Below are 22084 nucleotides of genomic sequence, written 5' to 3'. Positions count from 1 at the left end.
TCAGCTGCCATTGCTCCTAAGAAAGCCCCTGTTCCTGCTTAACGCCGGAACCACATCTTTGTTGGGAGAATGGGCCGTTGGAAGTCAAATGGCTTGAGGATTTCCTGGCGCTTGCCGGAACGTTGAACTTTTCAAAGGCAGCCGATGAGCGTCATGTGACGCAATCGGCGTTCAGCCGTCGTATCAAGCAGCTCGAGGCATGGGTGGGTGCGACGCTGGTCGATCGGGCTTCCTATCCGTCGCGGCTGACAGAGGCGGGTGTGAAGTTCGTACCCGTCGCGCAGGAAACGCTGAAGCAGCTTTATCACGCCCGGCGCACCTTGATGCAGGAGGAAGGCGCCGATGCCCAGACGGTGCGGCTGACGGCTCTGCATACGCTGTCATTCACCTTTTTTCCCGACTGGCTGAAGCGCGTGAACGATCAGGTCGGGCCGCTTTTTTCCGTGCTGCGTCCCGATTCCGGCAGCATGGAAGAAAACCTCAATTCGCTGGTGGACGGTCACAGCGATTTCCTGCTGACCTACGCCCACTCCGAAGTGCCTGTCATGCTCGATGCGCAGATGTTCGAGTTCCGTGGTCTGGGCGATGAAAACATCATTCCCGTCTCCGCTCCGAATGCAAATGGAGAGCCGCTGCATCGCATCGACGTCACGGCGACGAAGCCCTTCGCTTATCTGGATTACGAAAAATCGTCGTTCTTCGGGCCACTGCTCTACGATCTTCTGAGCGCGCGCCTGCCGAAATTCGAGCGTGTGCATGAGGGCAGCATGTCGGTCGGGCTGAAAGCCATGGCGATGGCCGGTTGGGGTGTGGCCTGGGTTCCCGAAAGCCTGATGCGGCAGGAACTGCAAAACGGCGCGCTGGTGCGCGCCGCCGATGAGAGCTGGGACATCCGCGTGGATGTCCGGCTTTATCGCTCCAGAGAAAACCGCCGCCCCATCGTCGAACGTATCTGGGCTGTTGCCGGCTGATCTTGGAGCGTTTCAATTTAACAAGGAAACGCTCTAAATCGCCGTGCGGCGGGCGTTCTCGAGGTAGAGGTCACGCAGGCGCTGCACCATCGGGCCAGGTTTGCCGGTACCCACCGGCTTGCCATCGATTGTCGTGACCGACACCACGAAGTTCGAGGCGCTGGTCAGGCAGGCTTCTTCGGCATTCAGCGCTTCTTCCAGCGTGAACGGGCGTTCTTCCAGCGTGAAGCCTTCTTCCTTGGCCAGCTGAAGGGCGGCAAGGCGCGTGCAGCCGGGCAGGGTCTTGTTGCTGTTGCCGCGTGTCACGATCTTGCGGTCACCGGTGACGATGTAGGCGGTGGAAGAAGCGCCTTCGGTCACGAAGCCGTCCTCGATCATCCATGCCTCATCGCAGCCTTCGGCCTTGGCAATGCGTTTTGCCATGACCTGCGGCAGCAGACACACCGTCTTGATGTCGCGGCGTTCCCAGCGCTGGTCGGGCACCGACTTGACGGCAATTCCCTTTTCTTCGGCGCCATAACCCAAGAGCTTCTTGGCCTGCGTGAACATCACCAGCGTCGGCTTGAGATCGGCGGAGAACAGGAAGTTGCGGTCTTCCGCGCCGCGCGTCAGCTGCAGATAGATCAAACCTTCGGTGAGATTGTTGTCGGCGATCAGCCGTCTTTCGGCTTCGACGATTTCCTTCGTCGAAACGGGCAGGGCAACGTCGATCTCGCGGGCGCTGCGCTCGAGGCGCGCCATGTGCAGATCGCTGTCGATCAGCTTCCCTTCCAGAACGGAGGTGACTTCGTAAATCCCGTCGCCGAACAGGAAACCGCGGTCGAAAATGGACAGATGCGCTTCGCCCTCAGGCAGAAATGCGCCATTGAGATAAACGATACGACCGGATGGGGTTGTCATGCAAACTCCGTATGCAAAATCAGTCTGAAAGAAGGGCGGAAAGGGTTTCGATGGAAATGGCTTCGATGGTCGCCGCCTTGCGACTTGCGGCGTTGAACCCGGTCGTCGTCGTTGCCGCGCACATCGAGTTCAGGATCGCTTCTTCGGTCGCCTCGATGGCGGCCTCGAAGAGCGGGGAGATCACGTCGTTGGAAAGATCGGGAAAATCGGCCACGGCCTTGCGGCGGGCAGGCGTGCGGCGAACCGCTTCGGCGGTCGAAAAGGCCAGTGCGTAGTCGCCGGAACCGTTGCTGAGGGCAGCGCCCGTGCGTGCCAGCCCGCCAAAGCTTCTGGCTGCAAGTCTCTTCAGGTTGCGCGAGGAAAGCGGCGCGTCGGTTGCGACGACGATGACGATGGAGCCGTCCTTGTCCCTGTGCTCGGGGTTGACGTAGGGCTTGCCGCAGACGAGAAGGTGGCCACCGTAATTGGACTGGACGAGGACGCCGAGGCTGTAGCTTGTTCCGGCAATCGGCACGATGCGCGATGCGGTTCCGATGCCGCCCTTCATGCCGAAAGCCACCGTTCCGGTTCCGGCGCCAATACCGCCTTCGGCGACCGGGCCGGTCGTGGTGTTGTCCAGAGCGCTGGCAATTTCATCGATGCTCGGGCGACCGGCGCGAATGTCGTTCAGGCGGGAATCGTTCGTTTCGCCGACGACGGCGTTGAGCGAGACGACCTTCTCGTTGCCGGGCTGGGCGATGGTATAGCGATTGATCGCCTCGATCGCTCTGCCGGTTGCAAGCGTGTTGGTCAGGATGACCGGTGTTTCAAGCTCACCCAGTTCCTCGATCTGTGTCGAACCGGTGAATTTGCCGAAGCCGTTATAGACGGCGAGTGCGGCTGGCACCTTGTCCTGAAAAAGGTTTCCGGAGTGCGGAAGGATGGCTGTCGCGCCGGTGCGGATCGTGTCACCCTCGATCACCGTCGCGTGGCCGACGGACACACCTTCAACGTCGGTGATGGCATTCAGCAGTCCTGTTGCGAAATGGCCCGGCTTGAAACCGATATCGCGCAGTCTGGGGCGGTGGCTGTCGGACATGTCTGATGCTCGTGGTGTCGGCAGGAGTGTCTTGCGAAGCTCTCGAAAAAAGCTTTGCATGACCAGACGTTAGACTAGTTCGTCCCGAAACGGCATCGCAAAAATGGAATAGTTTTATGCTTGCGGCGTATGTGCCTGCTATTGAGGCACGACTGGCTGCCGCTGCGCATCAGGCATGGCGCAGACTGGCCCGTTCGTCGCTTGCCAGCCACGCCGCCAAGGCGGCCTCTGCCTCGGCTCTGGTGGGGGTGCCGGTGCGTCCGCCGAAAACGGTGCATTTCAGGGCAGCGGCGACGGAAGACAGCTGGATTGCTGCCCGGCTTTCCTTGCCTTCCGCAATGGCCAGTGCAAATGTGCCGTGAAAGACATCACCTGCCGCGAGCGTGTCCACCGCCTTGATCTCTATCGTGGACTGAAAATGTACGGCCGGGTCATCAGGCTCGGTCCACCAGCAGCCCGCCGGTCCGGCCGTCACGGCGATGAATGTCTGCGGGTAGCGGGCATGCAGGATCGGCAGCATGGCGGGAACATCATCCGTTTCCGTCAGTTTTGCCGCTGCCGGTTCGGAGAAAATGATGTGGGTGGCGGCGGGTGCCAGCTTCTCCAGCGTTTCGACTGGCGCCACATCGCCATCCAGAATGGCGGGCTTGCCGAGCGATCGGGCAACGGTCAGAACGTCCAGCGCCAGTTCCGGCCACCGCACATCGACGAGAACCGCATCGAACGGCTGCAGGTCGTCCGGTGTGCAGGATCGTTTCTTCTCATGCAGCCTGTGATCGTAGAAGGGAACGATCAGTCGGTCGCCGCGATCATCGATGATGATGGTCGACAGGGCGGAGCGCGCACCGGCGGCAATCGTCATGCCCGATGTGTCGATGCCGCTTTCCGAAAGGTCGCGAATGATGCGCGCTCCCGTTTCGTCATCGCCCACAGCACCCCACAGACTGGCGCGCCCGCCCATGCGATGCACGGTATAGGCAGCGCTGGAGGCCATGCCCTCAGCGATCTGAAGCATATCGTAGGGCAAAACCTTGCCTTCGCCACGCGGCATGTCACGCACGCGAAAAAGCGTATCGAGCACGGCAGCGCCAACACACAATACATGTTTGCCGTTTGTGTTCTCGCTGATCATGCGCGTCACCACTGCCTGTCTGCAAGCGTATCAGATACGCTTGCCGCTTTCCTTGTCGAACAGATGGACCGTCGAAGGATCGATGGCAATACGGATCGTGTCGCCGAACTTCACATCCAGACGTTCGCGGAACAGGCAGGCGATATCGTCGCCCTTGCAATCCAGTCTGGCGTAGATTTCCGAGCCAGTGCCTTCCACCAGCCCGACCTGCCCTTCGATGTTGCCACTGGCCGATGCCCGGATATGTTCGGGACGCACGCCATAGACCAGATCGCGGCCGCCGAGTGCTGCGGGGTTTGCCGTTTCCGGCAGTGGCAGCACCAGCCCCTTGGCGGAGCGGAACACGCCTTCCTCGACCTTGCCGCGAATGAAGTTCATGGCGGGCGAGCCGATGAAGCCTGCCACGAACAGATTGGCGGGGTTGTCGTAAAGTTCCAGCGGTGCACCGATCTGTTCGATCACGCCGTCATGCAGAACGACGATCTTGTCGGCCATGGTCATGGCCTCCACCTGATCGTGGGTCACGTAGATGGTGGTGGTGCCGATGCGCTGGTGCATCGCCTTGATCTCGCCGCGCATTTGAACGCGCAGCTTGGCGTCGAGGTTGGACAGCGGCTCGTCGAACAGGAACACCTGCGGATCGCGCACAAGGGCGCGGCCCATGGCGACGCGCTGGCGCTGACCACCGGAAAGCTGGCGCGGATAACGGTCCAGCAGTTTTTCCAGCCCCAGAATGGAGGCTGCCTTGTTGACCTTGGCCTCTGTTTCCTTCTGGTCGACCTTCTTGAGTTTCAGTGCGAAACCCATGTTGTCCTTCACCGTCATGTGCGGATAAAGCGCGTAGTTCTGGAACACCATGGCGATATCGCGGTCGCGGGCGGGAAGATGGCTGACCTCGCGCGCGCCGATGTGGATTTCGCCGTCGCTGACTTCTTCCAACCCGGCGATCATGCGCAGCAGGGTGGACTTGCCGCAGCCGGAGGGACCGACGAGAACGACGAATTCGCCGTCCTTGATGTCGATGTCGATGCCGTGGATGACATTGACGGAGCCGAAGCGCTTCTGGACATTCTGAATATTGACCGGTGCCATTGTTTTGATCCCGTAAAAAATAGGTTTTGTTTCAGCCGCCCTTGACGGCGCCGGCGGTCAGGCCCGCCACGATCTGTTTCTGTGCGAACATGGTCAGCAGAAGTACCGGCAGCGTGACGATGAGCGCTGCTGCGGCAAGCGGACCCCAGCTGACTTGCTCGAAGGACAGCATGTTGTAGACCGCGACCGGCAGGGTGCGCGTTTCACGGCTGGCCAGCACGATGCCGAAGACGAAGTTGTTCCACGAGAAGATGACGGCGAGGATGAAGGACACGACGATGCCGGGCTTGGCAATCGGCAGCGCCACGAGGCGGAACACCTGCCAGGACGACGCGCCATCGATGCTGGCTGCTTCCTCGAGTTCCTTCGGCGTGGTTTCGAAATAACCGATCATGATCCACACGACGATGGGAACCGTCACCACCAGATGGATAATGATCTGTGGCCAGAGCGTGCCGAGCAGGTTCAGCCATTGGAACAGTAGGAACAGTGGGATGAGGAAGGAGAGGCCGGGTGTCATGCGGGCGATCATGATGACGATGGCCGACTTTTCCGCCTTCAGCCGCGCTATCCCGTAACCTGCGGGAACGCCGATGACGAGGGCCAGGAAGGTGGCTGCGCCTGTCACCAGCACGGAGTTCCAGAAATAGAGGAAGAAGTTGTTTTCCTCAAAGACCTTCACATAGTTCGACCATGCGAAGCGTTCGGGAATGAGGATCGGCGGATAGGCGCCGTTGTCGATTTCGAATTTCAGCGACAGCGAGATCATCCAGAGGAAGAACAGGATGACCGGCGAGATCATGACCAGCGCCACGAAAAACAGGCTGATACGGTCGATGTTCTTTTTTGTGAAAAGCTGGCGTTTCATCAGCGGTCCTCCATCTCGTTCCATTGAGTGCGCTGGCGAACCATGAGCAGCACGAAGGACAGCGCGATAATGACGATGAAGAAGACGACGGCCATGGCCGAGCCGTAGCCGATGTCGTAATAGGCGAATGCGGTGTTGTAGAGGTAGATGTTGATGGTTTCAGATGCCGTGCCGGGGCCGCCCTGGGTCATCGCATAGATGATGTCGAAGCTTTTGACGGCATCGATGGAGCGGATGATGACGGCGATCATCAGGAACGGCGCGATCATCGGCATGGTCAGGTAGCGGAACTTCTGCCAGGCATTGGCGCCATCGATTTCGGCGCTTTCGTACGGCTCACGCGGGACGGCCGCGAGGCCACCGAGCACGATCAGCATGACGAGAGGTGTCCATTGCCATGTTTCCACCAGCACCAGCGATGGAATGACAGTCGACTGGTTGTAGATCCATTCCAGCGGGCCGATGCCGATGAACGACAGAAGGTAGTTCAGGACGCCGAGCTGCGGGTGGAACATCATGGTCCAGACGAGTGCGATGGCAACCGGGGTTGCCATCATCGGCATCACGAAGACGCCGCGCAGAAAACCGCGCAGCGGAAACTGCGCATCGAAAACAAGCGCTGCCAATGTTCCGAGGAACAGCGGCGCGACGACCGACAGAACCGTATAGACCAGAGTGTGCCACAGCGATTCCCAGAACCGGGCATCGCTTGCGAGCCGGATATAGTTATCGAAACCGATGAAGCTCTGCTCCTGCCCGAGTGTCCAGCGGTGCGCGCTCATCCAGAGTGTGAAGACCCAGGGGAAAACGATCACGGCTGCGATGACGACGAGTGCCGGTATGACGAACGGCCAGTAGTTGGGAGCAAGCCGCGCGGGCTTGCTCCTTTTTTTACGACTGGCATGCGTTCCCGTGTTTTCGATGCTGACGGACACCATTATCCCTCGCTACGTGCCAGAACAGGTGCGAACTGCTCTGTCGCTTTCTTGAGTTCTGCCGCCGGGTCGGCCCCGCCGATCATGTTGGTCAGGCCCACGCCATAGATGTCGCGGAATTCGGTGACGGGGATGATGACGGGGAGCGCGAGCTGCGAAACCTTGCCGGAGCCGACGACGGCATCGAGCCAGGCGGCAGGCATCTTGACGCCTTCTCGGACCTTCTGATCTTCGAGGATAGACTGGCGGAACGGAACGCCCGCACCGGCCTGAAGCAGACGTGCACCCATTTCATGCGAGATCGCCCACTGGCAGAAAAGGTAGGCGGCTTCCTTCTTCGTGCTTGCTTCCACCACGCCCAGACCATCGCCGAACGTGCCTGCGGCCTGCGCTGCCGGTCCCTTCGGCATGACGCCGTAACCGACCTTGCCAACGACGCGGGACTTTTCCGGGTTTTCGATTGGCGGGGCAAAACCGACGCCATCGAACCACATGCCGATCTTGCCCTGAAGGAAGGCCGATTGCGCTTCAGCCCAGTTGAAGCCGGAGACGCCGGGCGGTGCCGCCTTCGTCATCAGGCGCTGATAGAGTTTTGCTGCTTCCACCGCTTCCTTGGATTCGGTGTCGACCTTGCCATCCACGATCGGCTTTGCGCCGTAACCCAGCATCAACGAGGTCCAGACAGGGGTGTTGGCGTTCTTCAGGCCGCGTGCGACGAAGCCATAGGTGTTGGTGGAGGGGTCGGTGATTTTTTCGGCGGCATCGACCAGTTGCTCGAAGGTTTCCGGGTATTTCAGCCCCTTGGCCTCGAAAAGCTCCTTGTTCCAGTAGACGATCCAGTAATCGACAGAGAAGGGCAGCGAACGCAGCACGCCATCGCTGTCTTTCGCAAACAGCATACCAGCTTCGGCGAAGTCCTTTTCCACCAACGACGGGTCCGTCAGCGACGGATCTTTCAGGAAGCCGCTGATATCGGCTAGCCACTTGCCCTTTTCGAACTGGCGTTTCTGGACGTGGTAGCTCAGGTGCACGACGTCGAAGCTCGGCTTGCCGGAGGAAAGCTCGATCACCACCTTCTGGCGTTGCTGCTGCTCAGGTGTTGCCTCGGCATTGACCTTGATGCCGGTCAGTTCTTCAAATTCGCTCAGGTACTTGATAAGCGTTTCGCTGCGCGGGCTTTTGACGAGATTGACTTCCAGCGTCGTGCCGGCGTGTTTTTTCCAGTTCACGGCGGCCGATGCGGTGCGAACGCCGAGAAGCGCGCTGCCGCCGATGGCGGCGGTTCCAGCCAGAAACGCTCGGCGCGTCGGCTTGAGCAATGAATGCGTCATGTCTTTCCTCCTCTTGTGGCCGAAAATCTCCTCACCCCCGGCCGGTTTTCAATTTTATACTGCCAGCGCCCTGTCCCTTGCATTGCGGATATGGGCGGTCAGCCGTTCGACTGCTTCGTCCACCGAGCGGCGCTCGATGGCTTCGAGAATGGCGAGATGTTCCTTCATCACCGATTTCACATGGCCGGCGATACGAAAACGCTCCTGATTGATAAGGCGCATTTTGATCGAATTGACCCGGTACGCGTTCGAGATGATCGAGTTGTTCAGCGAGTCGATAAAGGCATCGTGCATTCCCCAGTCGACCGCCTGTGCGCGTTCGTCCAGTTCGGTCGAACTTGCTTTTTCCGCCGCGTCGGCGATATCGCGATGCTCTTTCAGCATATTGGCGATGGCGGCATCGGAGGCCGTCCGCGTGAAGTTCGCAACGGCTTCCTTTTCCAGAAGAATACGGAACTGGAATGCCTCGCGGATCAGGTTGATGTCGATATGCGCGACCTGAAGCCCGCGCTGCGGAACGGTCTTTATCAGGCCATCGGCCTCAAGCCTGGGGATTGCCTCGCGGATCGCGCCGAGTGGCAGGCCCGTCAGCTCCACGAGACGACGCTGTGAAATGAACTGTCCCGGACGAACATCGCGCGCAAGAAGGTGATGCGTAAAACTTTCATACGCCTTTTCCCTCAAGGTTGTCTGTTCGCCGGTATCGTCCATGCCAGTTCCTTCTTCAGGCGGCCTGCTTGCGGAACAGCGTATCGAATGCCGCCACGATCTTCTGCCTGTCTTCGGCCGAGATCGCCACGAGCGGTGCGCGCACCTCAAGCCAGATGTTTTCCCCTGTGGTGTGTGATACCAGCACCTTGACGGCAGGCGTTACCGGAAATTTCAGAAGTTCCACAACAAGATCTTCGATGCGCTTGTCATCCTTGCCATCGACGGCCATGGCGCGCACCGCCTGCGGCAGGAAGTTGGCGACGCCGGAAATCGCGCCCTGACCGCCGAGGCGAACGCCCTTTGCCAGATCGCGTTCGTCACCGATCAGGATGGCGAGGTCGCCGTGCTCCTTGAGGAGACGCTCGGTCTGTGGCCAGTTGCCGGATGAATCCTTCACGCCGGTCACGATACCGGGAAACGCGGTCTTCAGGCGGCCGACCAGTTCAACGGAGAGCGTTACCATGGTGACGGAGGGAATGTTGTAGACGAGGATGTCGCGCGCATCCTTGCCGATCTTTGCGAAAACGGCGGAGAACCACGAAAACAGTCCTTCATCGCTCACGTTCTTGAAATAGGAGGGCGGAGCAAGAAGGATGTTACGAGCGCCCGCCTTCAGCGCTTCGGCAGACTGGACCGCCGCATCCTCTATGGAATCCACCAGAACGCCAGTCACGATGGAGGATGGCGCAATTCCCGCTTCGATGAAACGCGAGAGGATCGTTTGCCGCTCTTTTGTGCCGATGGAACTGCCTTCACCTGTGGTGCCGAACAGCGTCACGCTGTTGCAGCCGCTGGCAAGGCAGCGGCGCGTATGGGCGATCATGGCGTCGATATCGATGGACCCATCGGTTTTGAAAGGGGTTGTCAGCGCTGCCGAAAGGCCGAATTTCTGGGTCAATTGTATGCTCCTCCCAAGTGACTGCGAATTGATAGCGCAGTGACATGTTAGTTGTAAAGTGCTAATTGCAGGAGCGTTGCATATGAAGGCACATGCCTTTGGAAATTGTCGAAAAAGATAAGCTCGGCTAAGCTTTTCGAACGCCGCTTACGTGCGAAAATAAAATTTGACTATTATAGTAAAGATTTTTATTGGACGTTCCCATTAGCGGGTAACAGGGATCAATGTGATGAGTATTGCTGAAACGCCGGTTCAGGCGGCAGATGTGGAGCAGAGCCGGGCAAAGCGCCTCAAGGCTGCAACGCGTGGCGCGCACGGTGGGCTGGACACTTTCATCATGCAAGCGAAGCCGTTCGACAGCCGTGACAACTACGGCAAGTTCGTGGAAACCCAGTACCTGTTCCACCGCGATCTCGATGTATTCTTCGCCAATGATGTGCTGGATGGCCTGCTACCGGACCTGAGGGGCCGCCGCCGTCTGTCGATGATCGAGCAGGATCTTGCCGACCTGGGTCGTGCTCTGCCGGAAACGGAGACGCCGCGCTTCACAGGTGAAACGCCGTTCGACCTGCCGGAAGCGATGGGCTGGCTTTACGTGGTGGAGGGCTCCAATCTCGGCGCTGCCTTCCTTCTCAAGGATGCCGCCAAACTCGGTTTGAACGAAGAGTTCGGCGCCCGGCATCTGGCAGGCGCGCCGGAAGGCCGTGGCCTGCACTGGCGCACCTTCACCGCAGCGCTCGATGACATCGAGTTGAGCACGGAAGAGGAAGAGCGGGTCGTCGAAGGCGCAAAGGCGGCTTTCAATGCCGTTCACGCCTATGCGCAGCAGCGCCTCGTCTGAAATACGCAACTAATGTTCTGCACGATCAAGGGCGGCTCCAACGGGCCGCCCTTTTTCTGTTCAACACCTTGCGTTCGTGCTAAAAAATGGGCAAGTTTATTTACCGAACGATAAAATTTTTATCTTTCGGTAAAAAATATTTAAGGGCACGAATCCATGCCATTGAATAGTAACGATTTTTTTGTTTGGCACGGAATCTGCTTCTCAATCGTCAAATCAGGACATGCCTGATGTGAAAAAGGGGAAGGATAAGCCAGATGGAAATTGGTGTTTTTATTCCGATCGGGAACAACGGTTGGCTGCTCTCGGAAAATGCGCCCCAGTACAAGCCAAGTTTCGAGCTGAACAAGGAAATCACGCTCAAGGCTGAAAAATACGGCTTCGATTTTGCGCTGTCGATGATCAAGCTGCGCGGTTTTGGCGGCAAGACTGAATTCTGGGACTACAATCTGGAAAGCTTCACGCTGATGGCGGGTCTGGCCGCCGTCACCTCGAAGATCAAGCTGTTCGGCACCGCCGCCACGCTGGTCATGCCTCCCGCCATCGTGGCACGCATGGCAACCACCATCGACAGCATTTCCGGCGGTCGTTTCGGTATCAATCTCATCACGGGCTGGCAGCGGCCGGAATACAGCCAGATGGGGCTATGGCCGGGCGATGATTATTTTGCCGATCGCTATCAATATCTGGACGAATACACGACCGTGTTGAAGGAACTGCTGACCACGGGTCAGTCCGACCTGAAGGGCAAGTACTTCACCATGGACGATTGCCGGATGAAGCCGGTGCCGGAAGGTGACGTGAAGCTCATCTGCGCCGGTTCTTCCAATGCCGGCATGGCTTTTTCGTCGAAGTTCGCGGACTATAGCTTCTGCTTCGGCGTGGGCGTCAACACGCCGAAGGCATTCGCGCCCACCAATGAGCGCCTGTTGGCGGCAAACGAAAAGACTGGCCGAGACGTGCGCTCTTTCGTGCTGACCATGGTTCTTGCCGAGGAGAAATCGGAAGACGCCTGGGCGAAGTGGGAACACTACAAGGCGGGTGCCGACGAAGACGCCATCAAGTGGCTTGGCCTTCAGAGTGCCGCAGATACCAAGTCCGGCTCCGATACCAACGTTCGCCATATGTCGAACCCTGTTTCGGCGGTGAACATCAACATGGGCACGATCATCGGTTCCTATGAGGAAGTGGCGGCCATGCTTGACGAGATGAGCGAGGTGCCTGGCACCGGCGGCGTCATGCTGACATTCGACGATTTCGTCGAAGGCATCGAGAAGTTCGGCAAATATGTTCAGCCGTTGATGAAAAGCCGTCAGCACATCAAGCCGGCACTGGAGGCAGCAGAATGAGCGAGGCCGTCGCGGCAGGATACCGTGCGCCGAAAAGCCGGTCGGAAAGCGTCACGCTTCCGGCCCGGCCGGAGCCGATCACACTCAATCCGAGCGAAACCGCCGTTGTGGTGGTGGACATGCAGAACGCCTATTCGACCGAGGGCGGTTATGTCGACCTGGCCGGGTTCGACATAACCGGCGCGAAAGGCACCATCGCCAACATCAAGAAGACACTGGATGCGGCCCGCGCGGCGGGCGTTCAGGTGATCTATTTCCAGAACGGCTGGGACAAGGATTACGTCGAGGCGGGTGGGCCGGGTTCGCCGAACTGGCACAAGTCCAACGCGCTGAAAACCATGCGGGCCCGGCCCGAGCTTCAGGGGCAGCTGCTTGCCAAAGGTACGTGGGACTACGCCATCGTTGACGAGTTGCAACCGCAGCCGGGCGACATTCTGGTGCCGAAGACGCGCTATAGCGGCTTCTTCAACACCAACATGGACAGCGTTTTGCGGGCGCGTGGCATCCGCAATCTCGTCTTCGTCGGCATCGCCACAAATGTCTGCGTCGAAAGCTCGCTGCGCGATGCTTTCCATCTCGAATATTTTGGCGTCATGCTGGAAGATGCGACGCATCATCTGGGGCCGGACTACATCCAGCAGGCCACGGTCTACAACGTCGAGAAGTTTTTCGGCTGGGTGGCGACCGTCAACGATTTCTGCGGCGTCATCTCGCAGGCCGCCCCCGTCAGCGACTGATATTCAATCACAAAGAGGAGAACGAAATGCCGAAAAAGATCGTCGTGCCTGCTGGTACCTCCAAGCCCATCGCGCCTTATTCGCCGGGAACGCTTGCCGATGGCGTCGTGTACGTCTCGGGTACGCTGCCGTTCGACAAGGACAACAACGTGGTGCATGTGGGCGATGCTGGCGCGCAGACCCGGCATGTGCTGGAAACCATCAAGTCAGTCATCGAAACAGCCGGCGGCACGATGGAAGACGTGACGATGAACCACATCTTCATCACCGACTGGGCGAATTATCAGGCCGTCAACAAGGTTTACGCCGAGTATTTTCCCGGTGACAAGCCGGCGCGCTACTGCATCCAGTGCGGTCTGGTAAAGCCTGATGCGCTGGTGGAAATCGCCACCGTCGCGCATATCGGCAAATAAGGGCAACGCTCAATCATGATGCATTTCGAGGTTCATGGCCGAACGGATCCCCAGGCGGAAACGATCATCCTGTCATCCGGGCTTGGCGGATCGGGTGCTTACTGGGCGCCCCAGATCGCGTTGCTTTCCGAGCATTTCCGTGTGGTCACCTATGACCATCGCGGAACTGGTCGGACGGGTGGCGAGGTTCCGGAAAACGGCGGCATCGCCGCGATGGCCGACGACGTTCTGGAGATCGCAGCAACCCTGAACCTCGAAACCTTTCATTTCATGGGGCATGCGCTTGGTGGCCTCATCGGCCTCGATATTGCCCTTCGCAAGCCCGGCCTGATCGGCAGGCTCGTGCTCATCAACGCATGGAGCAAGGCCGACCCGCATTCCGGCCGCTGCTTCGACGTGCGCATCGAACTTCTGGAAAAATCCGGTGTCGAAGCCTTCGTGAAGGCGCAGCCGCTGTTTCTGTATCCTGCGGTGTGGATGTCGGAAAATGCCGAACGGCTGGCCAAAGACGACGCCCACGGCGTGGCGCATTTTCAGGGCAGGACGAATGTTCTTCGGCGTATCGCAGCGCTCAGGGCCTTCGATGTCGATGACCGTCTTGGCGAGGTTGGAAACCCGACACTGGTTCTGGCGACGAAGGACGATCTGCTTGTTCCCTTTACGCGCTCGAACCGGCTGGCGGATGCCCTGCCGGATGCCGAACTTTGCCTCATGGATTTCGGCGCACACGCGGTCAATGTGACCGAGCCGGATCTTTTCAACAGACGCCTCCTGCAGTTTCTGCTACCGGCATCGCATACCAAGTGAGAGGACTTCCAATTCAATGACGACTGCACTGGATAATCAGGCACTTGCGGCGCTTTTCACCGAGGCCCGGACCCATAACGGCTGGAATGGCGAGCCGGTCGGCGACGAGATCCTGAAAAAACTGTTCGATCTGACGAAGATGGGGCCGACCTCGGCCAATTGCTCTCCGGCAAGGTTCGTTTTCGTGCGTACGGCCGAAGGCAAGGAAAAGCTCAGGCCTGCGTTGTCCTCCGGCAATCTTGAGAAAACCATGACGGCGCCTGTGACGGTGATTGCCGCGATCGACAGCGAATTTTATGAAAAGCTGCCGTTCCTGTTCCCGCATGGGGATGCGCGCTCGTGGTTCACCTCCAGCCCTGCCGTTGCCGAGGAGACAGCGTTCCGCAACGCCACCCTGCAAGCCGGTTATCTCATTCTCGCAGCCCGTGCGCTCGGCCTCGATACCGGCGCCATGTCGGGTTTCGACAAGGCCAAGGTCGATGAGGCTTTCTTTGCCGGTACGACCTGGAAGTCCAATTTCCTCATCAATCTGGGGCATGGCGATCCGTCGAAGCTGTTTGGACGTCTGCCGCGTTTTGCGTTCGAAGACGCATGTGTTCTGGCTTGAGAGCCTGTTAAGGAAGGATAGGTTAGATGCGGATGGTGTCTCTGGAAAAGGAAGCGGATATGGAGGCGAAGACTGCACAGGAGCTTGGCCTCGAATATCGAAACGCCATGGCGCGGCTGGCAGCGGCGGTGAATATCGTGACGACGGACGGTGAAGCTGGCCGGGCCGGTTTTGCCGCCACGGCCGTATGCAGCGTATCCGACAATCCGCCCACTCTGCTCGTGTGCCTCAACCGCAATTCGTCCGCGCATCGCGCCGTCACGACCAACGGGGTCGTCTGCGTCAACACGCTGGGTCCCCAGCATCAGGCGCTGAGCAGCCTGTTTGGTGGAAAGACGCCGGTTGACGAACGCTTCGCTGCCGGGAACTGGGGCGTGCTTCAGACCGGCGCGCCGGTGCTGGAAGATGCGCTTGTTTCTTTCGATTGCCGCGTTCGCACCGTGCACGACGGCGGCACGCACGATATCCTCATCTGCGATGTGGTGGATATGGTTGTCAGTGACCGCGAGGAAGCGCTGCTGTATTTCAACCGTGGTTATCGCACGCTTTGACTTCGATAGCGTTGCAGCCAGCTAGTTAAGAACAAGGGCGCTTGCGGTTTTCGCAAGCGCCCTTTCGTTTTACTTGATAAACGGCAGAAGCTCGTTGATGGATTTTTTGGCATCACCGTAGAACATACGAGTGTTGTCCTTGTAGAACAGCGGGTTCTCGATGCCGGAATAACCTGTTCCCTGACCGCGCTTTGAAACGATCACCAGCTTGGATTTCCACACTTCCAGAACCGGCATACCGGCGATCGGAGAGTTCGGATCGTCCTGTGCGGCCGGGTTGACGATGTCGTTCGAGCCGATGACGATCACGACGTCCGTGGTCGGGAAGTCGTCGTTGATCTCGTCCATTTCCAGCACGATGTCGTACGGCACCTTGGCTTCCGCAAGAAGCACGTTCATGTGGCCTGGCAGACGGCCTGCGACGGGATGAATGGCGAAACGTACCGTCTTGCCATCGGCGCGCAGCTTGCGGGTAAGTTCGGAAACCGCAGCCTGCGCCTGTGCCACCGCCATGCCGTAACCGGGCACGATGATCACGCTGTCGGCATCGTTGAGAGCCGCGGCTACGCCTTCGGTGTCGATGGCCACCTGTTCGCCCTCGATTTCCATGGCCGGACCCGTCGTGCCGCCGAAGCCACCCAGGATGACCGACACGAAGGAGCGGTTCATGGCCTTGCACATGATGTAGGAGAGGATCGCACCCGAAGAGCCCACCAGCGCGCCGGTGACGATCAGGAGATCGTTGCCGAGCGTAAAGCCGATGGCTGCTGCCGCCCAGCCGGAATAGCTGTTCAGCATCGATACCACGACCGGCATGTCGGCGCCGCCGATGCCCATGATGAGGTGGTAACCGATGAAGAAGGCAAACAGCGTCATGAGGATCAGCGTCCAGACGCCTGCGCCGTTGCAGTACATCACCAGAAGCAGCAGCGAGGCGATGGCCGCGCCTGCATTGAGGAAATGACCGCCCGGCAGCTTCTTTGCCTTGCCGTCGACCTTGCCGGCAAGCTTGCCGAAGGCGACAACGGAGCCCGTGAAGGTGACTGCGCCGATGAAGACGCCGAGGAAGACCTCGACCTTCATGATGGCCAGCTCAACGGGTGTCTTGTGTGCCAGGATGGCCGAGAAGCCGGTCAGCGCCGCCTTTGCGGCCTCATCGAGGCCTGCGACATGGGCTTCCTCGATATGGGCGTTGAAGCCGATGAAGACGGCCGCAAGGCCGACGAAGGAATGAAGGGCTGCAACAAGCTGCGGCATTTCGGTCATCTGCACGCGGCTTGCGACGTAGTGGCCGAGAACGGCACCACCCGCCAGCATCAGAAGCACGATGAACCAGTGCCCGACATCCGGTCCGAAGACGGTGGCGATGATCGCAAGTCCCATGCCCGTTATGCCGTACCAGACGGCGCGCTTGGCGCTCTCCTGCCCGGAAAGACCGCCGAGTGAAAGGATGAACAGAACGGCTGCGGCGACATAGGCCGCGGAAACGATACCAATGGTCATTTAATATCCCCCGCTCGGCTTCAAGACTTCTGGAACATGGCGAGCATGCGCCGTGTCACGAGGAAACCACCGACGATGTTGATCGTGGCAATCAGGATGGAAAGGGCCGCAAGGATCACCACCAGCCAGTTGCTGGAGCCGATCTGCAACAGCGCGCCCAGAATGACGATGCCGGAAATGGCGTTCGTCACTGCCATCAGCGGCGTGTGTAGCGAATGGCTGACGTTCCAGATGACAGAGAAGCCGATGAAGCAAGCGAGAACGAAGACGATGAAGTGGCTCATGAAGCTTGCAGGTGCATACACACCAACAAGAAGCAGGATCGCCGTGCCGAGGACCAGCAGGCCAACCTGGTTCTTCGTCTGCGCCTTGAACTCCGCCTGTTCCTTGGCGTGCTTTTCCGCGGGCGTCAGTTCCTTGGCCTTTTCCTTCGGCTTCTGGGCGGCAATGGCCTGGATCTTCGGCGGTGGAGGCGGGAAGGTGATCTCGCCCTGATAGGCCACCGTCGCGCCACGGATGACGTCATCTTCCATGTTGTGAACGATCTGCCCGTCTTTTCCGGGCGTCAGGTCGGTCATCATGTGACGGATGTTGGTCGAATAGAGCGTCGAGGACTGCGTTGCCATGCGGCTCGGGAAGTCCGTGTAGCCGATGACGATGACGCCGTTGTCGGAGACGACACGCTGGTCGGCAACCGTCAGGTCGCAGTTGCCGCCACGTTCGGCGGCGAGGTCGACGATGACCGAACCCGGCTTCATCGCAGCGACCATATCGGCGAGCCACAGCTTCGGCGCATCCCGTCCGGGGATCAGCGCAGTGGTGATGACGATATCGATCTGCGGTGCCAGTTCGCGGAATTTTTCCAGCTGCTTTTCGCGGAATTCCGGCGAGGAGGGGGCGGCGTAACCGCCGGTCGCGGCACCGTCCTGCTGTTCGGCGAAGTCGAGATAGACGAATTCCGCACCCATGGATTCGATCTGCTCGGCCACTTCGGGACGCACGTCGAAAGCATAGGTGATCGCGCCGAGCGACGTTGCTGTGCCGATTGCGGCAAGACCGGCAACACCTGCGCCGATCACCAGAACCTTGGCGGGCGGAACCTTGCCCGCGGCCGTTACCTGGCCGGTGAAAAAGCGGCCGAAATTGTTGCCAGCCTCAATCACCGCACGGTAACCGGCGATATTGGCCATGGAGGACAGGGCGTCCATCTTCTGGGCGCGGGAAATGCGCGGCACCATGTCCATGGCGATGACGTTCGCGCCCGTCGCCTTGGCCTCTTCCAGAAGCTCTTTGTTCTGGGCTGGGTAGAAGAACGAGATCAGCGTCTTGCCATTGGAAAGGCGCGCGACTTCGCTGTTTTCCGGTGGGCGTACTTTCGCGATCACGTCCGACTGCGCGTAGAGCGCGTCCGCGTTCTCTGCAACCGTCACGCCTGCCGCCCGATAGGCGTCGTCGGTAAAGCCGGCCGCTTTACCCGCACCCGCCTCGATGAGGCATTCATAGCCGAGTTTCTGTAGTGCAAGAGCGCTGTCGGGCGTCATGCCGACGCGCGCCTCGCCCTCGTATAATTCCCTGGGTGTCCCAATTTTCAAAATGGCTCTCCCTCTTCCGATCAATAGTGCCTGATAACCTATTCCGTGCGCGGTTGTCTTCAAATTGGTGGGCGTCTACCTGCGACGGAATGACGTACCGGAAAAGGCCACTTTCGGTTCGGTTCGTACGGCGACAACAAAAAACCCGGCAAAATTGCCGGGTTTTCGAGGTCATATCGATTTTGTATCAGTCCATTGCGTGGATATCGCGGTCCTTGGTTTCCGGCAGGAACAGGAGGCCGACGACCAGCGTGATGCCTGCGAAGATGATCGGATACCAGAGGCCGTAGTAGATATCGCCCTTCGCCGCGCTCATCGCGAAGGCGGTTGCGGGCAGAAGGCCACCGAACCAGCCGTTGCCGATATGGTATGGCAGCGACATGCCGGAGTAGCGGATGCGGGTCGGGAACAGTTCGACCAGAAGTGCCGCAATCGGGCCGTAGACCATGGTGACATAGATCACCAGGACAGTCAGCACGGCGATGATGACGACCCAGTTCACCGCAGCCGGATCGGCGACCATCGAGAAGTTGCCGCCATTGGCGATGCTGTAGACCGCCATTTCGGCCGCGCCGCCGGTTTCGGCCGGGGTCAGCAGCTTGTCGGCCACCAGCTTGTCGGTTGCGACCATCTTTTTTTCGGTTGCGCGGACGGCATCGCCGTTGAGGCCGAGTTCCGGGTTGGCGGCAATGAAGGCATCCAGTTTTGCTTCCGGCACCTGTGCAGCACCACGAACAAGCGGATAACCGCCATCTTTAAGCGCGATGTTCACCTGCTTCTGGAATGCCTTGTCCTTGGCGGCAGCATCCGCACCGGAGGCAATGGCGTCATAGCTGGTGATGGTGGTATCGCCGATCTTGACGGTTGCGGGTGAACCGGCCGGGCCTGCAACGACGTCATAAGGAACGGAGTTGCGTGTCAGGAACGATGTGGCGATGTCGCAGGATGTGGTGAATTTCGCCGTGCCGGTCGGGTTGAACTGGAATTTGCAGTCGCCGGGTGCGGCGGAAACGGTGGCGCGAACGGTAGACTGTGCTTGCGCAAGTGCCGGATTGCCTGCCCAGGTCAGTGCCTTGAACAGCGGGAAGTAGGTCAGCATGGCAAGGATCAGGCCCGCCATGATGATCGGTTTGCGGCCCACCTTGTCGGAAAGCCAGCCGAACAGCACGAAGAAACCGGTTCCGAGGATCAGCGCACAGGCGACCATGATGTTGGCGGACTGTCCGTCGACTTTCAGAATGCTCTGCAGGAAGAAAAGCGCATAGAACTGGCCGGTGTACCAGACAACGGCCTGACCGACGACGGCGCCGACGAGCGCGATTATGGCGATCTTGGCGTTCTTCCACTGGCCAAAGGCTTCGCTGAGCGGTGCCTTGGAGGTCTTGCCTTCTTCCTTCATCTTCTTGAAGGCAGGAGATTCGTTCATTTTCAGACGAATCCAGACCGAGACACCCAGCAGGATGACGGAAAGCAGGAACGGCACGCGCCAGCCCCAGGCGGCGAAAGCCTCGCGGCCAAGTGCGAACTGCACACCGAGGATGACCACCAGCGAGAGGAACAGGCCGAGCGTTGCCGTCGTCTGGATCCACGAGGTGTAATAGCCGCGACGGCCGTTGGGCGCGTGTTCGGCGACATAGGTTGCCGCACCGCCATATTCACCGCCGAGCGCCAGGCCCTGAAGCATGCGCAGGATGATGAGGATGATCGGGGCCGCGATGCCTATTTGCGAGGCACCGGGCAGAATACCGACCACAAAGGTCGAAAAGCCCATGATCAGGATGGTGATGAGGAAGGTGTATTTGCGGCCGACGATATCCCCGAGGCGGCCAAACACCAGTGCGCCGAACGGACGCACGAGGAAGCCGGCGGCAAAGGCGAGCAGCGCGAAGATGTTGCGGGTTGTTTCCGGATACTGGCTGAAGAAGTTCGCGCCGATGTAGATCGCCAGCGAACCGTATAGGTAGAAGTCGTACCACTCGAAGACTGTTCCGAGGGAAGAGGCGAAGATCACCTTCTTCTCCTCGCCCGTCATGGGACGGGCTTTTTCGCTGCCTGCGGCTGCTATGTTTGCCATTGTCTGTCCTCCACAGATGTCAAAGCACGTATCGCTCGAGGCCGTCTCTCTCCTCCGGGCTCCCTATAAAAGGCGCGATACGCAGGCGAGCAGAGTGACAGAAAATTAACCCAAGATAGAGAGATGCTTTGGGATTATGACTTTAGTCTAATGTCTGCTTTGCAGAAATGTCGCGGCGGGCCATCTTTCGGAGGCTGGCGAGGACGCCTGTCATATGCCTTTGCGCTTGACAGGAACCAGAAACCTTCTAATAGCTTTGCGCGAAGAAGGAGCACGACCTTGAGCAGACATGTCGCATACATGAATGTCATGGAAGGACCGGCACGATCCGCCGGTGGTCAACCGCGCCTTTCCTATTCCATCCGAATTACGGCCAAAACGACGATTAAAACCGTCTGACGTCTCTGGCCACCGCTCTCTCCCCGGTTTGGCCGGGGATCAAGGAAGCCGCAGGTTTTGCGGGTTCCCCCTCACCAAAAAGAGGAGAGAAAGAAAGAGAGCTTGATCATGGGTTTTAAAGTTGCAGTCGCAGGCGCCACCGGCAATGTCGGTCGCGAGATGCTCAATATCCTCGCAGAACGCGGTTTTCCCGCCGATGAGGTCGTGGCTCTGGCCTCCGCCCGCAGCCAGGGAACGGAAGTTTCCTACGGCGACCGTACGCTGAAGGTTTCCAACCTCGAAAACTACGACTTCTCCGACACCGATATCTGCCTGATGTCGGCGGGTGGCGATATTTCGAAGAAGTGGTCGCCGAAGATCGGTGCGCAGGGCTGCGTCGTGATCGACAACTCTTCCGCATGGCGTTACGATTCCGAGGTTCCGCTTATCGTTCCGGAAGTCAATCCGGATGCCGTGGAAGGCTTCACGAAGAAGAACATCATCGCCAACCCGAATTGCTCGACGGCCCAGCTCGTCGTCGCGCTGAAGCCGCTGCATGACGCCGCCAAGATCAAGCGCGTCGTCGTTTCCACCTATCAGTCGGTTTCCGGCGCCGGCAAGGAAGGCATGGACGAGCTGTTCCAGCAGACCCGCGCCGTGTTCGTGGCCGATCCGGTAGAAGCCAAGAAGTTCACCAAGCGCATCGCCTTCAACGTCATTCCGCACATCGACGTCTTCATGGAAGACGGCTACACCAAGGAAGAGTGGAAGGTTCTGGCTGAAACCAAGAAGATGCTTGATCCGAAGATCAAGGTCACCTGTACGGCCGTACGCGTTCCTGTCTTCATCGGTCACTCCGAATCGGTCAACATCGAGTTCGAAAACGAGATCACTGCCGATCAGGCACGCGATATCCTGCGCGAAGCGCCGGGTTGCCTCGTCATCGACAAGCACGAAAACGGCGGTTACATCACGCCTGTTGAATCCGCTGGCGAAGACGCGACCTATATCTCGCGTATCCGCGAAGACGCGACGGTGGAAAACGGCCTCAACATGTGGGTCGTTTCCGACAACCTGCGCAAGGGTGCGGCACTCAACGCCATCCAGATCGCAGAGCTTCTGGTCAACCGTGGTCTCATCAAGCCCCGCAAAGCGGCTGCCTGATACCATTTTGTAAGATTTGTTAAGTATAACCCGCCTGTTCTGTTGGAGAACGGGCGGGTTTTCTCAAATACCGGTCATCACGGCCAGTTTATTTGCAGGCTCCTTCGCCGAAAGGCAATTTGATGCCACAGTTCTCGGCAACAGAGACGTTT

Annotated in this window: 21 protein-coding genes; 9 read left to right on the top strand and 12 right to left on the bottom strand. The window is 59.0% G+C overall.

Features of this window, described 5'->3' with window-relative positions; translation table 11 throughout:
- The first annotated feature begins 77 nt into the window (after positions 1–77).
- Complete coding sequence (locus N7578_RS20720) at positions 78–971, top strand: LysR substrate-binding domain-containing protein (protein ID WP_311112105.1); 894 nt, start codon at positions 78–80, stop codon at positions 969–971.
- Between the two features lie 33 nt (positions 972–1004).
- Here N7578_RS20720 and N7578_RS20715 read toward each other — a convergent pair whose 3' ends face one another.
- The 9 genes from N7578_RS20715 to N7578_RS20675 form a co-directional block, all read right to left on the bottom strand.
- Positions 1005–1871: a D-amino-acid transaminase gene (locus N7578_RS20715; RefSeq protein ID WP_311112104.1), complete on the bottom strand. Its 867-nt coding sequence runs from the start codon at positions 1869–1871 to the stop codon at positions 1005–1007.
- A gap of 19 nt (positions 1872–1890) precedes the next feature.
- Complete coding sequence (locus N7578_RS20710) at positions 1891–2949, bottom strand: P1 family peptidase (protein ID WP_311112103.1); 1059 nt, start codon at positions 2947–2949, stop codon at positions 1891–1893.
- 169 nt (positions 2950–3118) lie between these two features.
- Positions 3119–4081 carry a sugar kinase gene (locus tag N7578_RS20705; RefSeq protein ID WP_311112102.1) on the bottom strand — a complete coding sequence of 321 codons (963 nt, stop codon included), beginning with the start codon at positions 4079–4081 and terminating at the stop codon, positions 3119–3121.
- A 30-nt stretch (positions 4082–4111) separates the two neighbouring features.
- Positions 4112–5173 (bottom strand): sn-glycerol-3-phosphate ABC transporter ATP-binding protein UgpC, encoded by a 1062-nt coding sequence (locus N7578_RS20700; RefSeq protein ID WP_311112101.1) that lies wholly within the window; start codon positions 5171–5173, stop codon positions 4112–4114.
- 31 nt (positions 5174–5204) lie between these two features.
- Complete coding sequence (locus tag N7578_RS20695) at positions 5205–6041, bottom strand: carbohydrate ABC transporter permease (protein ID WP_311112100.1); 837 nt, start codon at positions 6039–6041, stop codon at positions 5205–5207.
- Positions 6041–6979, bottom strand: coding sequence for a sugar ABC transporter permease (locus tag N7578_RS20690; protein WP_311112099.1), 939 nt, complete (start codon positions 6977–6979; stop codon positions 6041–6043). Before N7578_RS20690 ends, N7578_RS20695 begins: the two co-directional genes overlap by 1 nt.
- A complete protein-coding gene (locus N7578_RS20685; protein ID WP_311112098.1) occupies positions 6979–8307 on the bottom strand; it encodes a sugar ABC transporter substrate-binding protein in 1329 nt (442 codons plus the stop codon). Before N7578_RS20685 ends, N7578_RS20690 begins: the two co-directional genes overlap by 1 nt.
- 54 nt (positions 8308–8361) lie before the next feature.
- On the bottom strand, positions 8362–9018 hold the full coding sequence (locus N7578_RS20680) for a GntR family transcriptional regulator (RefSeq protein ID WP_311112097.1): 657 nt from the start codon (positions 9016–9018) through the stop codon (positions 8362–8364).
- Positions 9019–9031: 13 nt separating this feature from the next.
- Positions 9032–9916 (bottom strand): dihydrodipicolinate synthase family protein, encoded by an 885-nt coding sequence (locus N7578_RS20675; protein WP_311112096.1) that lies wholly within the window; start codon positions 9914–9916, stop codon positions 9032–9034.
- Positions 9917–10145: 229 nt separating this feature from the next.
- Between N7578_RS20675 and N7578_RS20670 the strand changes: the two genes are divergently transcribed.
- The 7 genes from N7578_RS20670 to rutF all read left to right on the top strand — a co-directional run bounded on the left by N7578_RS20670 (position 10146) and on the right by rutF (position 15221).
- Positions 10146–10757, top strand: a complete 612-nt coding sequence (locus N7578_RS20670; protein WP_311112095.1) for a biliverdin-producing heme oxygenase — start codon at positions 10146–10148, stop codon at positions 10755–10757.
- Between the two features lie 257 nt (positions 10758–11014).
- Positions 11015–12106 (top strand): pyrimidine utilization protein A, encoded by a 1092-nt coding sequence (gene rutA / locus N7578_RS20665; RefSeq protein WP_311112094.1) that lies wholly within the window; start codon positions 11015–11017, stop codon positions 12104–12106.
- On the top strand, positions 12103–12843 hold the full coding sequence (rutB, locus tag N7578_RS20660) for a pyrimidine utilization protein B (RefSeq protein WP_311112093.1): 741 nt from the start codon (positions 12103–12105) through the stop codon (positions 12841–12843). The genes rutA and rutB overlap by 4 nt, the downstream gene beginning before the upstream one ends.
- 26 nt (positions 12844–12869) lie before the next feature.
- Positions 12870–13256: a pyrimidine utilization protein C gene (gene rutC / locus N7578_RS20655; RefSeq protein WP_311112092.1), complete on the top strand. Its 387-nt coding sequence runs from the start codon at positions 12870–12872 to the stop codon at positions 13254–13256.
- A gap of 15 nt (positions 13257–13271) precedes the next feature.
- Positions 13272–14063, top strand: coding sequence for a pyrimidine utilization protein D (rutD, locus tag N7578_RS20650; protein ID WP_311112091.1), 792 nt, complete (start codon positions 13272–13274; stop codon positions 14061–14063).
- 16 nt (positions 14064–14079) lie between these two features.
- Positions 14080–14670 (top strand): malonic semialdehyde reductase, encoded by a 591-nt coding sequence (locus tag N7578_RS20645; RefSeq protein ID WP_311112090.1) that lies wholly within the window; start codon positions 14080–14082, stop codon positions 14668–14670.
- Positions 14671–14696: 26 nt separating this feature from the next.
- Positions 14697–15221: an NADH-dependent FMN reductase RutF gene (rutF, locus tag N7578_RS20640; protein ID WP_311112089.1), complete on the top strand. Its 525-nt coding sequence runs from the start codon at positions 14697–14699 to the stop codon at positions 15219–15221.
- A 69-nt stretch (positions 15222–15290) separates the two neighbouring features.
- Here the strand turns inward: rutF and N7578_RS20635 are convergent, their stop codons facing one another.
- From N7578_RS20635 to N7578_RS20625, 3 genes are all read right to left on the bottom strand, one after another.
- The gene (locus N7578_RS20635) at positions 15291–16724 is read right to left on the bottom strand and encodes an NAD(P)(+) transhydrogenase (Re/Si-specific) subunit beta (protein ID WP_311112088.1); all 1434 of its coding nucleotides are present in this window, start codon (positions 16722–16724) and stop codon (positions 15291–15293) included.
- Between the two features lie 20 nt (positions 16725–16744).
- Positions 16745–18316 carry a Re/Si-specific NAD(P)(+) transhydrogenase subunit alpha gene (locus N7578_RS20630; RefSeq protein WP_311112087.1) on the bottom strand — a complete coding sequence of 524 codons (1572 nt, stop codon included), beginning with the start codon at positions 18314–18316 and terminating at the stop codon, positions 16745–16747.
- Between the two features lie 187 nt (positions 18317–18503).
- Entirely contained in the window at positions 18504–20390 is a 1887-nt protein-coding gene (locus N7578_RS20625; RefSeq protein WP_311112086.1) for an MFS transporter, read from the bottom strand.
- A 507-nt stretch (positions 20391–20897) separates the two neighbouring features.
- Between N7578_RS20625 and N7578_RS20620 the strand changes: the two genes are divergently transcribed.
- On the top strand, positions 20898–21932 hold the full coding sequence (locus tag N7578_RS20620) for an aspartate-semialdehyde dehydrogenase (RefSeq protein WP_311112085.1): 1035 nt from the start codon (positions 20898–20900) through the stop codon (positions 21930–21932).
- The last annotated feature ends 152 nt before the right edge of the window (positions 21933–22084 follow it).

The sequence above is a fragment of the Agrobacterium tumefaciens genome, assembly GCF_031801495.1.
Lineage (GTDB): Bacteria > Pseudomonadota > Alphaproteobacteria > Rhizobiales > Rhizobiaceae > Agrobacterium > Agrobacterium tumefaciens_K.
The sequence above is the reverse complement of the archived record's forward strand: the minus strand, read 5'-3'. Positions and strand labels throughout refer to the sequence as shown.

What these genes read in the sequence shown, in the direction of transcription:
- N7578_RS20715 (WP_311112104.1), bottom strand. Translation starts at nt 1,871, where the DNA reads ATGACAACCCCATCCGGTCGTATCGTTTATCTCAATGGCGCATTTCTG.
- N7578_RS20710 (WP_311112103.1), bottom strand. Translation starts at nt 2,949, where the DNA reads ATGTCCGACAGCCACCGCCCCAGACTGCGCGATATCGGTTTCAAGCCG.
- N7578_RS20705 (WP_311112102.1), bottom strand. Translation starts at nt 4,081, where the DNA reads ATGATCAGCGAGAACACAAACGGCAAACATGTATTGTGTGTTGGCGCT.
- N7578_RS20700 (WP_311112101.1), bottom strand. Translation starts at nt 5,173, where the DNA reads ATGGCACCGGTCAATATTCAGAATGTCCAGAAGCGCTTCGGCTCCGTC.
- N7578_RS20695 (WP_311112100.1), bottom strand. Translation starts at nt 6,041, where the DNA reads ATGAAACGCCAGCTTTTCACAAAAAAGAACATCGACCGTATCAGCCTG.
- N7578_RS20690 (WP_311112099.1), bottom strand. Translation starts at nt 6,979, where the DNA reads ATGGTGTCCGTCAGCATCGAAAACACGGGAACGCATGCCAGTCGTAAA.
- N7578_RS20685 (WP_311112098.1), bottom strand. Translation starts at nt 8,307, where the DNA reads ATGACGCATTCATTGCTCAAGCCGACGCGCCGAGCGTTTCTGGCTGGA.
- N7578_RS20680 (WP_311112097.1), bottom strand. Translation starts at nt 9,018, where the DNA reads ATGGACGATACCGGCGAACAGACAACCTTGAGGGAAAAGGCGTATGAA.
- N7578_RS20670 (WP_311112095.1), top strand. Translation starts at nt 10,146, where the DNA reads ATGAGTATTGCTGAAACGCCGGTTCAGGCGGCAGATGTGGAGCAGAGC.
- rutA (WP_311112094.1), top strand. Translation starts at nt 11,015, where the DNA reads ATGGAAATTGGTGTTTTTATTCCGATCGGGAACAACGGTTGGCTGCTC.
- rutB (WP_311112093.1), top strand. Translation starts at nt 12,103, where the DNA reads ATGAGCGAGGCCGTCGCGGCAGGATACCGTGCGCCGAAAAGCCGGTCG.
- rutC (WP_311112092.1), top strand. Translation starts at nt 12,870, where the DNA reads ATGCCGAAAAAGATCGTCGTGCCTGCTGGTACCTCCAAGCCCATCGCG.
- rutD (WP_311112091.1), top strand. Translation starts at nt 13,272, where the DNA reads ATGATGCATTTCGAGGTTCATGGCCGAACGGATCCCCAGGCGGAAACG.
- N7578_RS20645 (WP_311112090.1), top strand. Translation starts at nt 14,080, where the DNA reads ATGACGACTGCACTGGATAATCAGGCACTTGCGGCGCTTTTCACCGAG.
- rutF (WP_311112089.1), top strand. Translation starts at nt 14,697, where the DNA reads ATGCGGATGGTGTCTCTGGAAAAGGAAGCGGATATGGAGGCGAAGACT.
- N7578_RS20635 (WP_311112088.1), bottom strand. Translation starts at nt 16,724, where the DNA reads ATGACCATTGGTATCGTTTCCGCGGCCTATGTCGCCGCAGCCGTTCTG.
- N7578_RS20625 (WP_311112086.1), bottom strand. Translation starts at nt 20,390, where the DNA reads ATGGCAAACATAGCAGCCGCAGGCAGCGAAAAAGCCCGTCCCATGACG.
- N7578_RS20620 (WP_311112085.1), top strand. Translation starts at nt 20,898, where the DNA reads ATGGGTTTTAAAGTTGCAGTCGCAGGCGCCACCGGCAATGTCGGTCGC.